The following is a 14904-nucleotide window of genomic DNA, read 5'->3' as shown; positions in this document are numbered from 1 at the left end:
GGCTACGCGCTCAGCCGGTTTTCCCCTCTGGGCGCCGGTCCTCAATGGACAGATGCGGTCCGGTTCGCCGCTTGCCCAGCACGGCGTCCAGCAGGGTCCGCAAGGAAAACCAGAGCAGGTCGTGACCGCGCCCGAGCAGCCACGGCAGGCCCTTGGCGAGTAGCCACCGCAGGTGGTCGAAGCCGCTGACCCGCGCGCCCCCGGAGCATTCCAGCGAGACCTCGCCGGGCACGGCCAACCCGGCTGCCGCGAACCGGTCGGCGAAGGCCGCCGCGAGCATCCGGTGCCCGAGTTCGGACGGGTGCAAGCGGTCGACGCTCCACGTTGCCGGGCTGTAGGCGCCCGGCAACCGGTCCAGGTCCACCACAGCGACGGCATGCGTCTCGGCGACGGCGTCCAAGATCCGGTTGAGCTCCTTGATACGCCTGGCCAGTGCCCTCCGCAGCGGCCCGGGCAACCGGAAGACCCGGCCGTGGTCGTGGTAACGGATCGTCACGACGGTCGCGCCCGCGGCGGTGAGCGCGCGCACGACGTCGTTGAGCTGCCGCCGCAGCCGTCGGGCGTCGAAGTCGGAGCGCATCGTGTCGTTCATGCCGACCATCACCACGGCCGCATCCGGCGCGGCGCGGAGGGCGGCGGGCAACTGGGCGTCGCGCACGGCTGCGACGCGCGCCCCGCTCGATGCCACGTTCGCCACCTCCGTGGCGCCGAGCGCTTCGGCCAGCAGCGGCGCGAACCCGCGCCACCCGCCGACTACCGGATCGCCCATGCCCACGGCGACAGAATCGCCGAGCACCGCCAGGGTCCGTGTTCGTCGCGGGCCGGGCGGGCCCGCCGTGATCGCGTCCTGCACGTGAGCATGGTGATCGCCGAGCCTCCTGCGGCGGTGAGGCGGCGGTGACTATCCGGCGACCGCTTGGCGAAGAATCGGCGCGTCAGCGGGGTTCGGCGCGGTAGTCCTTGTCCGGCCAGAAGGGCCATTCTTCGAAGGCCAGGCACTTCCCGTCCGGGGCGAACCGCACGATCCACAGGTCCCGGTACTCCTGGGGCACCGGGCCGCCGTAGCGGGCCTCCACCCGGACGACAGCGGTGTCGCCTTCGAGCGCCACCGGGCTGCTCGTCAGCCGGAACTCCTCGTCGGGCCCGACGCGCTCGGCCTCCCACATCCGTCCGATGGCGTCGAGCCCCACAACGGGCTCGAGGTACGGGGCCTGCTGGTACGTCGCGTCCAAGGTGAAGATCTCCGCGAGCACGTCAACGCCGGGCGTCCGCCACGCCCGCTCGTACCCGCCAACCCACGCAAGCACTCGCTCCCAGTCCATGATCTGAAGAGTCTGGCATCCGCAACGCGCAAGCGCAGGCTCCGGAAACCCCAGCAGCGCAACGTTCACGGCTGCGGAAGCGAACGGCCTGTTCGCCTCGATATACGGCGCACTGTCCGTTCGCCTCAACCCGCACCTTTAAAACGCCTCAGTAGAGGCCAATACGGTCGCGGGTCCTGACATGGCCAGGTGGTGGGTCAGCTGGATTGGTCGCCGCTGCCGTAGGGGCGGGTGAGGATCTCCAGGACGTGGCCGTCGGGGTCGTCGAAGTAGACGCCGCGCCCACCGTCCCGGGTGTTGATCCGCCCCGCCTCGTGGTGCCCCGGGTCCGCCCAGTACGGCAGGTCCTGCGCCTGGATCCGCGAGAAGATCTCGTCGAACTCGCCTTCGGTGACCAGGAACGCGTAGTGCTGCGGGTTGATCTCCTCGCCGGTCTCCAGGTAGTCCAGCGTGACGTCGTTGCTGGTCTGGACGCACATGAACGGCCCGAAGGGTTCCGGTTGGGGTAGCCCCAGCAGGTCGGCGACGAACCGCGCGTTGGCGATCTTGTCGGAAGTGGCGACGATCGTGTGGTTGAGTTGGACGGCCATGGGTTTGCTCGCTTTCCTCGTCGTGCTGCGCTACTCCCGAGGCTAGGAGTTAGACCAAGGTCGAGGTCAATGGGAACCGCAGCCGGACCGGTTCAGGCATCGCTCGTCCGGGTGCGGGCCGCCGCGGCGTCGTCCGATTTTCGCGGAAAGTACGAGCAGGCCGTCGATCGGGAATCCGCCTACGAACTGCTGGCGAAGAAGGTCGCCGCGCCGGAGCCGCCCGAAGCAACCGCCGCAGGTGATCGGGCCCACCTGACATCGGTCACCTCGTCGGGGTAAGGTGCCTCCGACTTATCCACGCGGGAGCTCGGGCGTACCGGGCTGAGAGGGTGGCACCGCACGCGCCACCGACCGCAGAACCTGTCCGGATAATGCCGGCGTAGGGAGCTGTTGATGGCGCTGGACGTCGATCGTGCCGAAGTTCCGCACACCCTGGACGAACCGGCGCCCAAGACGCTGGGCGTGCTCGACCAGGGCGCGTTCTGGGGCAATCTCGGGGTGAGCCTGCTCGGGTTCAGCGGGGCGCTGGCCGTGCTCGCGCCGAGCGGAGTGCCGCAGCTGTCCTTCACGGCCGCCGTCACCGCGTGCGTGGTGGGCACCGTGATCGGCAGCATTATGGTCGGCATTTCGGCGATCCCCGGGGCGCGCACCGGGGCGCCCGCGATGATGTTGCTGCGCGGCCTTTTCGGCACCAAGCTGTCATACCTGCCGACCGTGCTGAACGCCCTGCAGCTGGTCGGCTGGGGCACCTTCGAGCTGCTGGTGATCGCGCAGGGCGCGGAGGCACTGTTCGGTGGCGGCCCGCGGTGGTTGTACGTGGTGCTGGCCGGGGCGGTGACCACCGCGCTCTCGCTGCGCCCGCTCGGCGCGCTGCGCCTGCTGCGGCGCTACGTCAGCATCGCGGTGGCGATCGCGATGGTGTACTTCTTCGTCCAACTGCTGGTTAGCCACCCGCTGCCGGACATGAACACCGGTTCCTGGCAGGGGTTCTGGCCGGGTGCGGACGCCGCGCTGGCGGTCGCGGTGTCCTGGATCCCGGTCGCCTCGGACTACTCGCGGCACTCGAAGTCTGCGACCGGCGCGTTCACCGCCGCGACGGTGGGCTATTCAGTCACCCAGATCGCCTGCTACCTGCTGGGGCTGCTCGGGTTGGCGCTGGTCGCGGGCGATGCCGACAAGGCGTTCGACCCGCTGCTGGCGGTGCCGCTCGGGGTGATCTTCTTCGGGATCCTGGTGCTGCGCGAGGTCGACCAGTCCTTCGCCAACACCTACTCGACCGCGGTCTCCATCCAGAACCTGCGGCCCAGCGCGGACCGCCGGGTGCTGTGCCTGGTCATCGGCGCGGTGATCACGCTGCTCGCGCTGACCCTGGACATCGCCCAGTTCTCGAACTTCCTGCTGCTGATCGGCTCGGTGTTCGTGCCGATGTTCGGCGTGCTCGCGGTGGACTACTTCGGGCACGCCCGCCGCCGCGACTGGGACCTGTCCGCGCAGGCCCCGTCCCGCTGGGGCATGCTGCTGGCCTGGCTGCTCGGCTTCTCGGCGTTCCAGCTGATCAACCCGGGTGAGCTAGGCTGGTGGAGCCGGCTGTGGACGGGTGTGCGGGACGCGCTCGGCTTCACGGTACCGACGTGGATGAGCGCTGCCCTCACCTCATTCCTCGTGGCGGCCCTCGCGGCTGCGATCATCGGAGCCTTCCGCCGCCGCACCGAGGAAAGCTGAGTTCAGGGGCAACCGTGGCGAAGGTCGTGGGTGCCCCTCAACCAACTGCTCGTCCGCTGATCAACACCCATCTGCACGTGGACCCATTTCCCGGGTTCCGGTCCATCGCCCTGGCAACCCGTTCAGCGGAGTGTGGCTGGCAGGCCGAAGCGGATCTCTTCGCGGGTCGTCTCGTGCTCGATGACCGTGGCCGGTTCGAGGTGGTCGATGACGTCCTCGACCAGGCCCGGCGGAGCCGAGGCTCCCGCAGTGAGGCCGATCGTCTCGGCGCCGGTGAGCCATGCGGGCTGGATGTCGGTGACGTCGTCGATCAGGTGGGCGGCGGTGCCCTGGCGGCGGGCCAGCTCCACCAGGCGCTTCGAGTTCGACGAGTTCGCCGAGCCGATCACCAGCACCAGGTCGCACTCCCCGGCGATCGCCGACAGCGCGTCCTGCCGATTGGTGCTGGCATAGCAGATGTCCTTCGAGGACGGCCCACGGACGGCCGGGAAGCGGCGCCGCAGCGCGGCGACGATGTCCGCCGTCTCGTCCACGGCGAGGGTGGTCTGCGTCAGGTAGGACACCCGCCTCGGGTCCGGCACCTCGATCTCGCCGACGTCCTCGACGGATTCCACCAGCACCGTCTGGTCGGGCGCCTCGCCGAGCGTGCCCTCCACCTCCTCGTGTCCACTGTGGCCGATGAGCACCAGGGTGTCGCCGCGCCCTGCGAACCGCCGCACCTCGGCGTGCACCTTCGCCACCAGCGGGCAGGTCACGTCGATGACCGCCAGGCCCCGCCGCTGCGCTTCCTCCCGCACGGCAGGGGAAACTCCGTGCGCCGAGAAGACCACGGTGGCGCCGTCGGGCACCGCGTCGAGCTCGTCGACGAACACCGCGCCCCGGCTCTCCAGATCGGCCACCACGTGCGTGTTGTGCACGATCTGCTTGCGCACGTAGATCGGGCCGCCGCGGAGCGCGAGCGCCTGCTCCACGATCTCGATGGCGCGGTCGACCCCGGCGCAGAACGAGCGCGGTGCGGCGAGCAGCACCGTGCGCTGTTGACTCGGCATGACTGCACTCCAAAATCGGTCGGCTGTTGCCGAACGCCGGCCGCTGCCCGGAGGCGGTGTTCCCAGATGCGGGTGGCGGCCGCGATCGGTGGTCGGCGTCAGTGGTCGCGGCGGGTCACCAGGTGGGCGAGGGCGCTGAGCTCCTCGGCCGCGCGCGGGGCCGGGTCGCAGCGGTGCAGGTCGCTCAGCGCGGATGCGAGCAGGTCGTCCGCTTGGTTCTGGCTCCAGGCGCGCCCGCCGGCCAGCGCGATCAGATCGGCGGCTTGGGCCAGGTCGCTGCCGGACAGCGGCTGGTCGCGGAGGTAGAGGGCGGCCAGCCGCCGACCGGCCGGCGTGCCGGAGGTCAGCGCGGAAACCACCGGCAGAGTCTTCTTGCGGGTGCGCAGGTCGGAGAACACCGGTTTACCGGTGACCGCCGGATCGCCCCAGATCCCGAGCAGGTCGTCGACGTGCTGGAAAGCCAGCCCCAGCCGCTCGCCGAAGCTGCGGAGCCGGGCTATCTGGTCGGGCTTGCCGCCGCCGAACATCGCGCCGAGAGCGCAGGCACAACCCAGCAGCGCCCCCGTTTTGTCCCGGGCCATCCGCTGGCATTCGGCCAGTTCGACGTTGCGCCGGTCCTCGAAGGCGAGGTCCGCGATCTGGCCGTTGATCAGGTTCAGCACGGCGGTGTTCAAGGTCCGCAGCGCAGTGGCCGCCTCGGGATGCCGGCACGAGGACAGCACGTCGGCGGCGAGTGACTGCATGGCATCGCCGACGAGGATGGCGGGGCCGCTGCCGAACACCGTCCACGCCGTCGGGCGGTGTCTCCGGCTGACATCGCCGTCCATCACATCGTCGTGCAGCAGCGAGAAGTTGTGCGCCAACTCCACCGCGACGGCTGCGGGTACCGCGTCGGCCGGATCGCCGCCGACAGCGCCGGCGGCGAGCAGCACCATCGTGGGGCGCAACGCCTTTCCCCGGTCGGCGCGGACCGGATTGCCGCGCTCGTCCAGCCAACCGAGGTGGTAGCCGGAGATCTGCTGCATGCGGGTGGGCAACCGGTCGACCGCTGCCCGCAGGGCGGGCTCGACCATCGCGCGGCTACGCGTCAGCGCCTCGTAGGCCGTACCCGCCTTGTTGGCGTCCTGGTGAATGGTGGTCATCCGATTTCCCTTCAACCGATCTTGCTGTGCTGTGGGAAGAAGCGTTGTCAGCGGCCGATCTCGACGTGTTCGAGGACGCCGAGGGCGTCCGGGACCAGGACGGCGGTGGAGAAGTAGGTGCTGACCAGGTAGGAGATGACCGCTTGGTCGTTGATGCCCATGAAGCGCACCGACAGGCCGGGCCGGTACTCGTCGGGGATGCCGGTCTGCTGGAGGCCGACGACGCCCTGGTCGTCCTCGCCGGTGCGCATCGCCAGGATGGAGCTGGTGCGGCGGTCGCTGATCGGGATCTTGTCGCTGGGCAGCAGCGGCACGCCCCGCCAGGCGTGCACCTGGCGGCCCTGCGCCTCGGTGGTCTGCGGGTAGATGCCGCGGCGGTTGCACTCCCGGCCGAAGGCGGCGATGGTCTGCGGGTGGGCCAGGAAGAACCGGGTCTTGCGGCGGCGGGAGAGCAGTTCGTCGAGGTCGTCGGGGGTAGGCGGGCCGGTGCGGGTGTGGATCCGCTGGCGGAGGTCCGCGCTGTGCAGCAGGCCGAAGTCGCGGTTGTTGATCAGTTCGTGCTCTTGCCGTTCGCGCAGCGCTTCGATGGTCAGCCGTAGCTGCTGCTCGGTCTGGTTCATCGGCTGGTTGTAGAGGTCCGCGACGCGGCTGTGCACCCGTAGGACCGCTTGCGCGACGTTGAGTTCGTATTCGCGGGGTTCGAGCTCGTAGTCGACGTAGGTGCCGGCCAGCGTCGGTTCGCCGGAGTGCCCGGAGGTAACCTCGATGTCCGCCTCGCCGTGCTTGTTCTGGGCCGGCGCCGGGTTGTCGCGGTTGCTGGCGATGTGCGTCCGGAGGCGCTCGAACTGGCTGTTCACCTCATGCAGTGCCCGAATGCTCAGCGTCAGGGCGATGCACGGCGTGACCGCTTTGTAAGTGTGGTTCCAAGTCGCCTGATCGGCGGCCAGCGCGTGTGCGCCGAAGAACTCGCCGTCGGCGAGCACTTTCAGCATGGTGTCGTCGCCGTACTCGCCGGTGCCGATCTGGTTTACCTTGCCGTGCGCGATGAGCACGACCCGGTCCGCGAGCTCTCCGGCGGTCGCGATCACCTGGCCCGGCTCGAACTCACGCTGCTCGAAGCGGTCGGCCAGCGCACCCAGCACCGAATCGTCGTCGAATCCGCGCAGCAGCGGCAGTTCGCCGAGTTCCTGCGGGATGACCCGCACGTCGGCGCCGGTGTTGGTGAAGGTGATCCGCCCGTCCCCGACGGCGTAGGTCAACCGCCGATTGACCCGGTAAGTTCCCGCCGACACGTCCACCCACGGCAGCATCCGCAGCAACCACCGCGAGGTGGTGCCCTGCATCTGCGGCTGGGACTTGGTCGTCGTCGCCAGGTTCCGCGCCGCCGCCGTGCTAAGGCTTTGCGCGTTCTGCTCTTCGACGCCGAGATCCGGCTCTGTCACGGTCACGATGTCTTTTCTCCTTGAGGCGCGAAGCTGGTGCCGGGTTCATGGCGATGTCGGTCGGATGTGCATCGGGGACCGGAGCTGGCGGGTCGCGGCCACCCGCTCCGGCGCGCTTTTTCTCGAACTCCCAAGGCGTTCCGATGTGGACGGACGCGGGATCAGCTCTCCCGGCCGAGTTCGACGTGTTCGAGCACCCCGATCGCGTCGGGGACCAGGATCGCCGCCGAGTAGTAGGCGCTGACCAGGTACGAGACGATCGCCTGGTCGTTGACGCCCATGAAGCGCACCGACAGGCCGGGCCGGTACTCGTCCGGGATGCCGGTCTGGTGCAGGCCGACGACCCCCTGGTTCTCCTCACCGGTGCGGACGAGCAGAACAGAGCTGGTGCGGGTGTCGCTGACGTGCAGCTTGTTGCACGGCAGGATCGGTACCCCGCGCCACGCCGGCACCTGGTGGCCACCGAGGTCGATGCTCTGCGGGTAGATACCGCGCTTGCTGCACTCCTGCCCGAACGCCGCGATCGTGCGCGGGTGGGCGAGGAAGAACCCGGGGTCCTTCCACACGAGCGCAAGCAGTTCGTCGAGGTCGTCGGGGGTAGGCGGGCCGGTGCGGGTGTGGATCCGCTGGCGGAGGTCCGCGTTGTGCAGCAGGCCGAAGTCGCGGTTGTTGATCAGCTCCTCTTCCTGCCGCTCGCGCAGCGCTTCGATGGTCAGCCGTAGCTGCTGCTCGGTCTGGTTCATCGGCTGGTTGTAGAGGTCCGCGACGCGGCTGTGCACGCGCAAAACCGTCTGTGCGACGCTGAGTTCGTACTCCCGGGGCGCGAGCTCGTAGTCGACGTAGGTGCCGGCCAGCGTCGGTTCGCCGGAGTGCCCGGAGGCGACCTCGATGTCCGCCTCGCCGTGCACGTTGTGCGCGCCCTTCGGTCCGGACAGCGCGGACCGGATGTATTCGCGCAGCGCCTCGGAGCTGCCGTTCATGTCGTGGAAGGACTGCTGCCGCAAGGAAAGCACGGTACAAGGCGTGACCGCTTTGTACGTGTGGTTCCAGGTGGTCGGTTCGCCGCCGAGGATGTGCGCGCCGAAGTACTCGCCGTCGGCGAGCACGCCCAGGACGGTGTCGTCGCCGTACTCGCCGGTGCCGATCTTGTTGATCTTGCCGTGCGCGATGAGCACGACCTGGTCCGCCGGCTGCCCGGCGGTGGCGATCACCTGGCCCGGCTCGAACTCACGCTGCTCGAAGCGGTCGGCCAGCGCACCCAGCACCGAATCGTCGTCGAATCCGCGCAGCAGCGGGAGTTCCCGCAGCTCTTGCGGGATGACCCGGATGTCGGCGCCGGTGTTGGTGAAGGTGACCCGCCCGTCGCCGAGGGTGTAGCTCAGCCGCCGGTTGACCCGGTACGCGCCGCCGGAGGCCTGCACCCACGGCAGCATCCGCAGCAGCCACCGCGACGTGATGCCCTGCATCTGCGGGACGGATTTCGTCGTCGTGGCCAGGTTCCGCGCCGCCGCCGTGCTCAGGCTCAACTGCGGCGCTTCGGCGTCGCCGGTGTTGAGCGGATCCGTCACAGTCACGCCAATACCACCAATCATCTCTGTTCGTGAAGGGGCGGCCAGGAAATCTTCAACAGTGATTTTTCAGGGAATTCGAGGAGTCCGAATGGAAATGTCCGCGAGGCGGGAATGCCGTCGGTTCCGCAGCGTGCGTTCTCGCTGCCGACGGCGACGTTAGCACCAGCGAACTCGGCCGTACAGTCACCCGAACGTGCTGCGTGTGATGGCCCGGACCGGCGCGAATGTCGCATCGTCAAGATCACCTGAATCGCGGCTTGCGCGGAACGCAGCGTGATCGTCGGTGCGATCGCATTCCGGTATTCGGCCAAATGGATTCCGTTCGCGCCAATCAAATGCGCAATTTCTGGCATATTCCCCGGGGGGATTGCTCCGGGTGGGCGACGAAGCTGTGATCTCGGATTCCACGAATCGGGTTATCCGATTTCTGGTGATCGAGGAGTACTGTTCGGTTCACGTTGAAACCGGGTTCTGCCCGGTTCTTCTTCGGAAACCCTGAAATCGCGTCGACCAGACGTTGTCGGCGCCCGCGGCTTGAGTTTGGGAGGCGGGGGAGCGTGTGCGAATGCGGCGTCCAGTCGCTCGGAGCGACTCGGGGGGAGATGTCGGCATGAAGTGGAACCTGCGGTTGGTCGCGGCCCAGCGCGGCATCTGGAAGGCCACCGACATGCAACGGCGGCTCGCCGAGCGTGGCCTGGTCATCTCCGCCGGGAAGATGTCCGGTCTGTGGTCCAAGACCCCGGCCAGCCTGAAGCTGGACGACCTCGACATCATCTGCGCGGTGCTCGGGTGCGGCGTCGGCGACCTGCTGCTGCCCGAGCCCCGGCAGGTCGTGGTGCGCGGCGAATCCGCCGTCGGAGGAGCGGAATGAGCATCTACCTCAACGGCCTGATCTGGGTGCTGAGCGCGTCGGTGGCCGCCGCGATGATCGGCTACCTGGTGCGCCGGCTCGGTCAGGACGAGGGACGGCCGAGCAACAACGACGCGGCCGGCCAGGTGTTCACCATCGTCAGCGGTCTGCAGGCGGTGGTGCTGGCCTTCGTGCTGGTGACGCTGTTCGATACCGTGACCGACGCGCGTGAAGGCGTCTACCGGGAGGCGCAGGCCCTGGTTTCGGTTTTCTGGGCGGCGGATGCGCTGCCCGGGTCGACCGGTGACGAGGCGCGCGAGCTCAGCACGCAGTACGTGCGCACGGTCATCGACGGGGAATGGCCCGTCATGCAGCAGAGCGGCCAGGTGGACGGCCCGGGTTGGGCGCAGCTCGACCAGTTGCGGGCGACGGTGCTGCAGGCGTCCGCCGACGGACAGTTCCAGGAGGACCGCAAGACCGAGGCGATCACCCAGCTCGGCCAGGTCTACCAGGAGCGGCACGAGCGGCTCACCAGGGCGTTCGACCGCGGCGTGGTCGCGGTCGTGTGGTTCGTGCTGATCCTGGGCAGCGTGGTGTGCGTGCTGCTGACGAACCTCTTCGGCGGCACCAGGCTGTTCCCGCACATCGTGCTGGTGTCCACATTGGCCGGTGCGTTGGCGTTGCTGCTGTTCGCGATCTTCCAGTTGCAGAACCCGTTCAGCGGCGGATCGCGGATCGGTCCGGACGCATTCCTGTGGGCGCTCGAACGGCTCGGTCGAAGTTGATGCGGTGGCGTTTCGCGGCCCTTGCGGCGGCTCTTGTGGCGGCTCTTGTGGCGGTGGTGCTGGTGGCCCCGGCGGGCTGGGTGGTGTCCGCGGGAGCGGCACCGGGATGCACGGTGCTGCAGGTCCGCAACATCGGGCCGGGCTCGGTTTCCGCGCTGTACCAGGTGGTGCTACCGGCTGCGGACAGCACCGGGCTCGGCATGCTGGAGTACCGGATGAACGCGCTCGGCTATTCCGGCGGCTATTCCGGTTCGCAGGGCCTGGTGTACGGCATGGCCGAGCGGGGCCCGTTCGGGCGGTTCCCCGACGGCGCCCACGTGGTGGCGCTGGACCGGGTTGGACGGGCGCATGACCTGGGCCCGGTGCGAGCCGCCGCGCGTCCGCTGACCGCCCCGAAAGCCGGTGCGATCAAGGGGAACCGCTGGTACGTCGGGGATGGCGGATTCCTGTACGCAGTGGACGTCGATCCGACGAGTGCGACGTACCTGAGCGTGCTGTCGATGACGGCGATCCAGCCGTGGCACGGACCGTTCGCGTTGGACGACTTCGACGTCGATCCGGTGGACGGCGAGTTGTACGGGGTTTCGATGACCCACCACGGCCTGCCGGCGGTCGTGCGCATCGACCGGGGCAGCGGGCGCGTCAGCAAGCTGGCGGATGCGCCGGGGTTGCCGCCGAGCGGCTACGGATCGGTGGTGATCGGTCCCGACCGGGCCCTCTACGTTACGGCCAACCAGGTCGGCGGGCTGTACCGGGTCAGCCGCGACGGTTCGGTGACGAGGCTGGCCACGATGCCACCGATGTCGAGCTCCGACGCCGCCGGCTGCCTACGCCAGACCCCACCGCCCAGCCCTCCGCCGCCCCAGCCGCCGACCACGACTCCATCGACCCAGCCGCCGCTTTCGACGACCCTAGCTCCGACGCCGACCCCGACGCGCCCCAGCCAAAGCTCCACTGCGCCCACGCCGAGCCGGATTCCGCCATCGACCCTGCCAACGTCCGCCCGATCGTCCCCCGCACCGCCTCCGGAGCCCGGCGCCTACGCTCCGCCGACGCACGAACCTGGCGCTGATCACGCTGGGCATGACACCAAGGAGAAGCGGCGCTGGGCCCTGGCGATGTTGCTCCTGTTGATCGGCGGCAGTGCCGCAGTGCGCCGCCTTCGGTGAGACCCTACCGTGAGTGGTTCTGGGCGCGATAGCACCCAAAATCACTCACGGGCGGGTGCTCGACGCGGCCGACCACGACCTGGTCGCACACCACCGGCGCTGAACAGGACCACAAGTCGCTTGAGTTCGCCGAGGAGCACTTCGACGTCGCCATCAGCCGGCATGGCGTGATGTTCTTCGGCGATCCCGCAGCGGCTTTCGAGAACGTCGTGCGCGCCATACGCCGGGGCGGGCGCATGGTCCTGCTGGTCTGGCAGCCCATCGAGCGCAACGAGTGGATCAGCGCCTTCCGGACGGCGCTGGCCTCCGGCCGGGATCTGCCGGAACCGCCGCCGTTCTCCTTCGGCGACCCCGGCCGGGTGCGGGCGCTGCTGACCTCGGCCGGGCTTTCCGACGTTCGGTTGCGCGGTCTCAACGAGCCGATGTACTTCGGTCGCGACGTCGACGACGCCTGCGATTTCGTCTCCGGCCAGTTCGCCGGCCTGCTCGACGGCCTCGACGCGGATGGCAGGGAACGAGCTCTCGACGACCTGCGGGCGAGCATGACCGAGCACTGCACCGATCGCGGTGTGCTCTACGACTCGGCCAACTGGCTGGTCGAGGCGCAGCGACGCTGACCGCACGAAGGCCACCTCCAGTCCACACGTCGGAATCGGCGACGAGTGGAGGCCGCGACAGAGTACGCAGATCGCGTGATCGACTACCGCGAACGCGGTGAAGCACCTTGCTTGCTAGCACCGTGGCACCGCTGGCTCGGTGGTGCTTACCACCAGGTCCTGAGCCCGTCAGGCCGCGCCAGTGCTCGAGTGCCGGGAGGCGTTCCTGGCGGGTGCGCGGGCTGCTGGCCGGTTCGGAGCGCGTGTGCGGCTCTGACGTTGGGGCTTCGCCGCATCGTCCTTAGTGGACGTACGTCAGCGGGCTTCGTCGGGTTCGGGCGCCGTGCCAGGCCGGTCGCGTTCCTCCTGTCGGAACACCCACCGGCGGGAGGCGGTGTAGGTGAACAGCGCTACGCACACCCCGGCGACCAGCCTGGCCAGCCGGAAGTCCACGCCCAGCGCGGCAACCCCCGTGGTCACGCCAATGGTGAGCCCGTAGTCGCAGACGACGACAATCGCGTAGCGGAGGACCTGGCCGCCGACCGGGGCGTGCGACCGGAAGTTGACCGTTCGGTTGAGCACGAAGTTCAGCCCGAAGGCGAACGCGTACGACACGGTCACCGCGACCGGCAGCGGCAACGGGGTCCAAGCGCGCAGCGACGCCAGGATGGCGAGGTCGATCAGGAAGGTGAACCCGCCCAGGATCGCGAAGCCGACGAACTCGCGGGAGACCACGCGGCGAAGCCAGGCCGGGAACCGGTCGACCCACGCGGTGAGCAGGTCGCCGACCCGCTCGGCCGCGCTCGCTCTGGTCGTCGTGGCCTGATCTTCCATCCTCACCCCAGCGCACCAATCACATTCGGGCGGCAGCCGACACCGCCCGTTGGCGGAGTCGCCGCTCGGCCCATCCTATGGAAGATCCCCGGCGCCAAGTCGTGCTCGCGGGCCGGCGGGCGACATCTTCTCGCCCGCCGTTAAGGGATTGTTCGACTTCCGTTCCGCCGCCGTATCCAAGCGGCCCGCGAACATCCACGCCGGATCGGGAGCGATCAGCGGTGGTCAGACGACCATCCAGGCCAGGACCGGCAGGGACTGCAGGTAGACGAGCACGCACATCAGGGCCAGGAAGCCGATGCTCCACGGCAGCACCCGGCGGAAGATGTCGCCCTCCCGGCCCGCCATGCCGACCGCCCCGGCGGCGATGGCCAGGTTCTGCGGCGAGATCATCTTGCCGAGCACGCCCCCGGAGCCGTTCGCGGCGGCGGCCAGCAGCGGATCGATGCCGGCCCGCTGCGCGGCCGTCACCTGCAACGCCCCGAACAGCGAGTTCGACGAGGTATCGGAGCCGGTGACGGCGACGCCGAGCCATCCGAGGATCGGCGAGATCAGGGCGAACAGCCCGCCCACCGCCGCCATCCAGGTGCCGAGCGTGGCGGTCTGCCCGGAAGCGTTCATGACGTAGGCGATCGCCAGCACCGACATCACGGTGACGATCGGCCACTTCAGCTGCAGGTAGGTGTCGGCGTAGCGGGACAGCGCCCGCCGCGGCGCGATGCCGATCGCCGGAACGGTCAGCAGCCCCGCGATCAGCAGCAGCGTCCCGGCGCTGGTGAGCCAGTTGAACTTGAACTCGACCAGGGACAGCTGCTTGCCGGCGGGGTTGCGGATGTCCAGGCCCGGCCAGTCGAACTTGATCGTGACGGAGTCCAGCAGGTGGGCGACGGCGCCGATCTGGGCGATCACGAAGACGGCGATGATGATCAGGTAGGGGAGGTAGGAGCGGAACACCGCGGCATGGGAGTCCGTCCTCGCCACCGGTTGGGTGGTGGCCCCGGCGGGCTTCCACACTCGCAGCAGCAGGACGGTGGCGCCGGCCGCGACGAGCGCGGCGATGATGTCGGTCAGCGGCACGGAGACGTAGTTGGCCGCGACGAACTGGGTGACCGCGAAGCTCACCCCGCACACGAGCGTGGCGGGCAGCGTCTGCCGCACGCCGCGCATTCCGTCGATGATCCCGACGAGCACCACGGGCACGAACACGGCCAGCAGCGGCGTCTGCCTACCGGTCATCGCCCCGAGCTCCGCCAGCGGCAGCCCGGTGACGCTGGCGAGCGTCACCAGCGGCGCCGCCAGTGCCCCGAAGGCGACGGGAGCGGTGTTGGCCACCAGCGAGACCACCGCGGAGGTGATCGGGCTGAACCCGAGCGCCAGCAGCATCACGGTGGTGATCGCCACCGGGGTGCCGAACCCGGCCAGCGCCTCCAGCAGCGCCCCGAAGCAGAACGCGATGATCATGGCCTGGATGCGCCGGTCGTCGCTGACCCGGGAGAACGAGCGCTGCAGCACGTCGAAATGACCCGTGGCGACGGTCATGTTGTAGATCCAGATGGCGTTGATGACGATCCACAGGATCGGGAAGAACCCGAACGCCGCGCCCAGCGTCGCGGACAGTAGCGCCTGGTCCACCGGCATCGGGTAGATGAAGATGGCGACCGCCAGAGCCACGACCAGCGCGATCAGCGACGCCTTCCAGGCCGTCATGCGGACGACGCCGAGCAGGGCGAACAGCACGAGCAGCGGTAGTGAAGCCGCAAGGGCGCTCCAGCCGAGGGAGCCGAACAGCGGATCGAGGATCGGTTGGTACACGGCCACTCCCTAGTAGGGGC

The 14904-nt window shown here is 69.1% G+C and carries 14 protein-coding genes, 1 pseudogene and 1 riboswitch; of the genes and pseudogenes, 6 read left to right on the top strand and 9 right to left on the bottom strand.

Annotated elements, in window-relative coordinates; genetic code table 11:
- Positions 1-10: 10 nt before the first annotated feature.
- The 3 genes from FDZ84_RS36500 to FDZ84_RS36490 all read right to left on the bottom strand — a co-directional run bounded on the left by FDZ84_RS36500 (position 11) and on the right by FDZ84_RS36490 (position 1912).
- Complete coding sequence (locus tag FDZ84_RS36500; RefSeq protein WP_168589549.1) at positions 11-796, bottom strand: SGNH/GDSL hydrolase family protein; 786 nt, start codon at positions 794-796, stop codon at positions 11-13.
- Positions 797-935: 139 nt separating this feature from the next.
- Positions 936-1307, bottom strand: coding sequence for a nuclear transport factor 2 family protein (locus tag FDZ84_RS36495; protein WP_210435349.1), 372 nt, complete (start codon positions 1305-1307; stop codon positions 936-938).
- Between the two features lie 212 nt (positions 1308-1519).
- Entirely contained in the window at positions 1520-1912 is a 393-nt protein-coding gene (locus FDZ84_RS36490; RefSeq protein ID WP_168589547.1) for a VOC family protein, read from the bottom strand.
- Between the two features lie 69 nt (positions 1913-1981).
- Here FDZ84_RS36490 and FDZ84_RS41420 point away from each other — a divergent pair, with 69 nt between their 5' ends.
- On the top strand, positions 1982-2191 hold the full coding sequence (locus tag FDZ84_RS41420) for a helicase HerA-like domain-containing protein (RefSeq protein ID WP_168589546.1): 210 nt from the start codon (positions 1982-1984) through the stop codon (positions 2189-2191).
- 10 nt (positions 2192-2201) lie between these two features.
- A riboswitch (TPP riboswitch) is annotated at positions 2202-2315 on the top strand.
- Positions 2306-3634: a cytosine permease gene (locus tag FDZ84_RS36480; protein WP_168589545.1), complete on the top strand. Its 1329-nt coding sequence runs from the start codon at positions 2306-2308 to the stop codon at positions 3632-3634. Its footprint overlaps the riboswitch before it by 10 nt.
- Positions 3635-3756: 122 nt before the next feature.
- On the opposite strand, the gene ispH is transcribed toward FDZ84_RS36480, so the two are convergent.
- The 4 genes from ispH to FDZ84_RS36460 all read right to left on the bottom strand — a co-directional run bounded on the left by ispH (position 3757) and on the right by FDZ84_RS36460 (position 8859).
- Positions 3757-4683, bottom strand: a complete 927-nt coding sequence (gene ispH / locus FDZ84_RS36475) for a 4-hydroxy-3-methylbut-2-enyl diphosphate reductase (RefSeq protein WP_168589544.1) — start codon at positions 4681-4683, stop codon at positions 3757-3759.
- Between the two features lie 98 nt (positions 4684-4781).
- A complete protein-coding gene (locus FDZ84_RS36470) occupies positions 4782-5825 on the bottom strand; it encodes a family 2 encapsulin nanocompartment cargo protein polyprenyl transferase (protein ID WP_168589543.1) in 1044 nt (347 codons plus the stop codon).
- A 47-nt stretch (positions 5826-5872) separates the two neighbouring features.
- Positions 5873-7273: a family 2B encapsulin nanocompartment shell protein gene (locus FDZ84_RS36465; protein ID WP_210435348.1), complete on the bottom strand. Its 1401-nt coding sequence runs from the start codon at positions 7271-7273 to the stop codon at positions 5873-5875.
- A gap of 155 nt (positions 7274-7428) precedes the next feature.
- A complete protein-coding gene (locus FDZ84_RS36460) occupies positions 7429-8859 on the bottom strand; it encodes a family 2B encapsulin nanocompartment shell protein (RefSeq protein ID WP_168589542.1) in 1431 nt (476 codons plus the stop codon).
- Between the two features lie 589 nt (positions 8860-9448).
- Between FDZ84_RS36460 and FDZ84_RS36455 the strand changes: the two genes are divergently transcribed.
- The 4 genes and pseudogenes from FDZ84_RS36455 to FDZ84_RS36440 form a co-directional block, all read left to right on the top strand.
- Positions 9449-9709: a helix-turn-helix transcriptional regulator gene (locus FDZ84_RS36455; RefSeq protein ID WP_168589541.1), complete on the top strand. Its 261-nt coding sequence runs from the start codon at positions 9449-9451 to the stop codon at positions 9707-9709.
- The gene (locus tag FDZ84_RS36450) at positions 9706-10473 is read left to right on the top strand and encodes a DUF4239 domain-containing protein (protein WP_168589540.1); all 768 of its coding nucleotides are present in this window, start codon (positions 9706-9708) and stop codon (positions 10471-10473) included. Before FDZ84_RS36455 ends, FDZ84_RS36450 begins: the two co-directional genes overlap by 4 nt.
- Entirely contained in the window at positions 10473-11642 is a 1170-nt protein-coding gene (locus FDZ84_RS36445) for a hypothetical protein (RefSeq protein ID WP_168589539.1), read from the top strand. Before FDZ84_RS36450 ends, FDZ84_RS36445 begins: the two co-directional genes overlap by 1 nt.
- A 113-nt stretch (positions 11643-11755) precedes the next feature.
- Positions 11756-12259, top strand: a pseudogene (locus FDZ84_RS36440) (class I SAM-dependent methyltransferase); the annotation flags it as partial.
- Between the two features lie 294 nt (positions 12260-12553).
- Here FDZ84_RS36440 and FDZ84_RS36435 read toward each other — a convergent pair.
- Together FDZ84_RS36435 and FDZ84_RS36430 are read right to left on the bottom strand one after the other, a co-directional pair.
- Positions 12554-13072 carry a GtrA family protein gene (locus FDZ84_RS36435; protein ID WP_168590619.1) on the bottom strand — a complete coding sequence of 173 codons (519 nt, stop codon included), beginning with the start codon at positions 13070-13072 and terminating at the stop codon, positions 12554-12556.
- A 225-nt stretch (positions 13073-13297) separates the two neighbouring features.
- On the bottom strand, positions 13298-14884 hold the full coding sequence (locus FDZ84_RS36430; RefSeq protein WP_168589538.1) for an L-lactate permease: 1587 nt from the start codon (positions 14882-14884) through the stop codon (positions 13298-13300).
- Positions 14885-14904 lie beyond the last annotated feature (20 nt).

Source organism: Saccharopolyspora sp. ASAGF58, assembly GCF_012277335.1.
GTDB lineage: Bacteria > Actinomycetota > Actinomycetes > Mycobacteriales > Pseudonocardiaceae > Saccharopolyspora > Saccharopolyspora hattusasensis.
This window is presented reverse-complemented; position numbering and strand designations above follow the sequence as displayed.

Coding starts and splice junctions, on each gene's coding strand:
- FDZ84_RS36460 (WP_168589542.1), bottom strand. CDS start 8,859: ATGATTGGTGGTATTGGCGTGACTGTGACGGATCCGCTCAACACCGGC.
- FDZ84_RS41420 (WP_168589546.1), top strand. CDS start 1,982: ATGGGAACCGCAGCCGGACCGGTTCAGGCATCGCTCGTCCGGGTGCGG.
- FDZ84_RS36450 (WP_168589540.1), top strand. CDS start 9,706: ATGAGCATCTACCTCAACGGCCTGATCTGGGTGCTGAGCGCGTCGGTG.
- FDZ84_RS36480 (WP_168589545.1), top strand. CDS start 2,306: ATGGCGCTGGACGTCGATCGTGCCGAAGTTCCGCACACCCTGGACGAA.
- FDZ84_RS36490 (WP_168589547.1), bottom strand. CDS start 1,912: ATGGCCGTCCAACTCAACCACACGATCGTCGCCACTTCCGACAAGATC.
- FDZ84_RS36455 (WP_168589541.1), top strand. CDS start 9,449: ATGAAGTGGAACCTGCGGTTGGTCGCGGCCCAGCGCGGCATCTGGAAG.
- ispH (WP_168589544.1), bottom strand. CDS start 4,683: ATGCCGAGTCAACAGCGCACGGTGCTGCTCGCCGCACCGCGCTCGTTC.
- FDZ84_RS36435 (WP_168590619.1), bottom strand. CDS start 13,072: ATGGAAGATCAGGCCACGACGACCAGAGCGAGCGCGGCCGAGCGGGTC.
- FDZ84_RS36470 (WP_168589543.1), bottom strand. CDS start 5,825: ATGACCACCATTCACCAGGACGCCAACAAGGCGGGTACGGCCTACGAG.
- FDZ84_RS36445 (WP_168589539.1), top strand. CDS start 10,473: ATGCGGTGGCGTTTCGCGGCCCTTGCGGCGGCTCTTGTGGCGGCTCTT.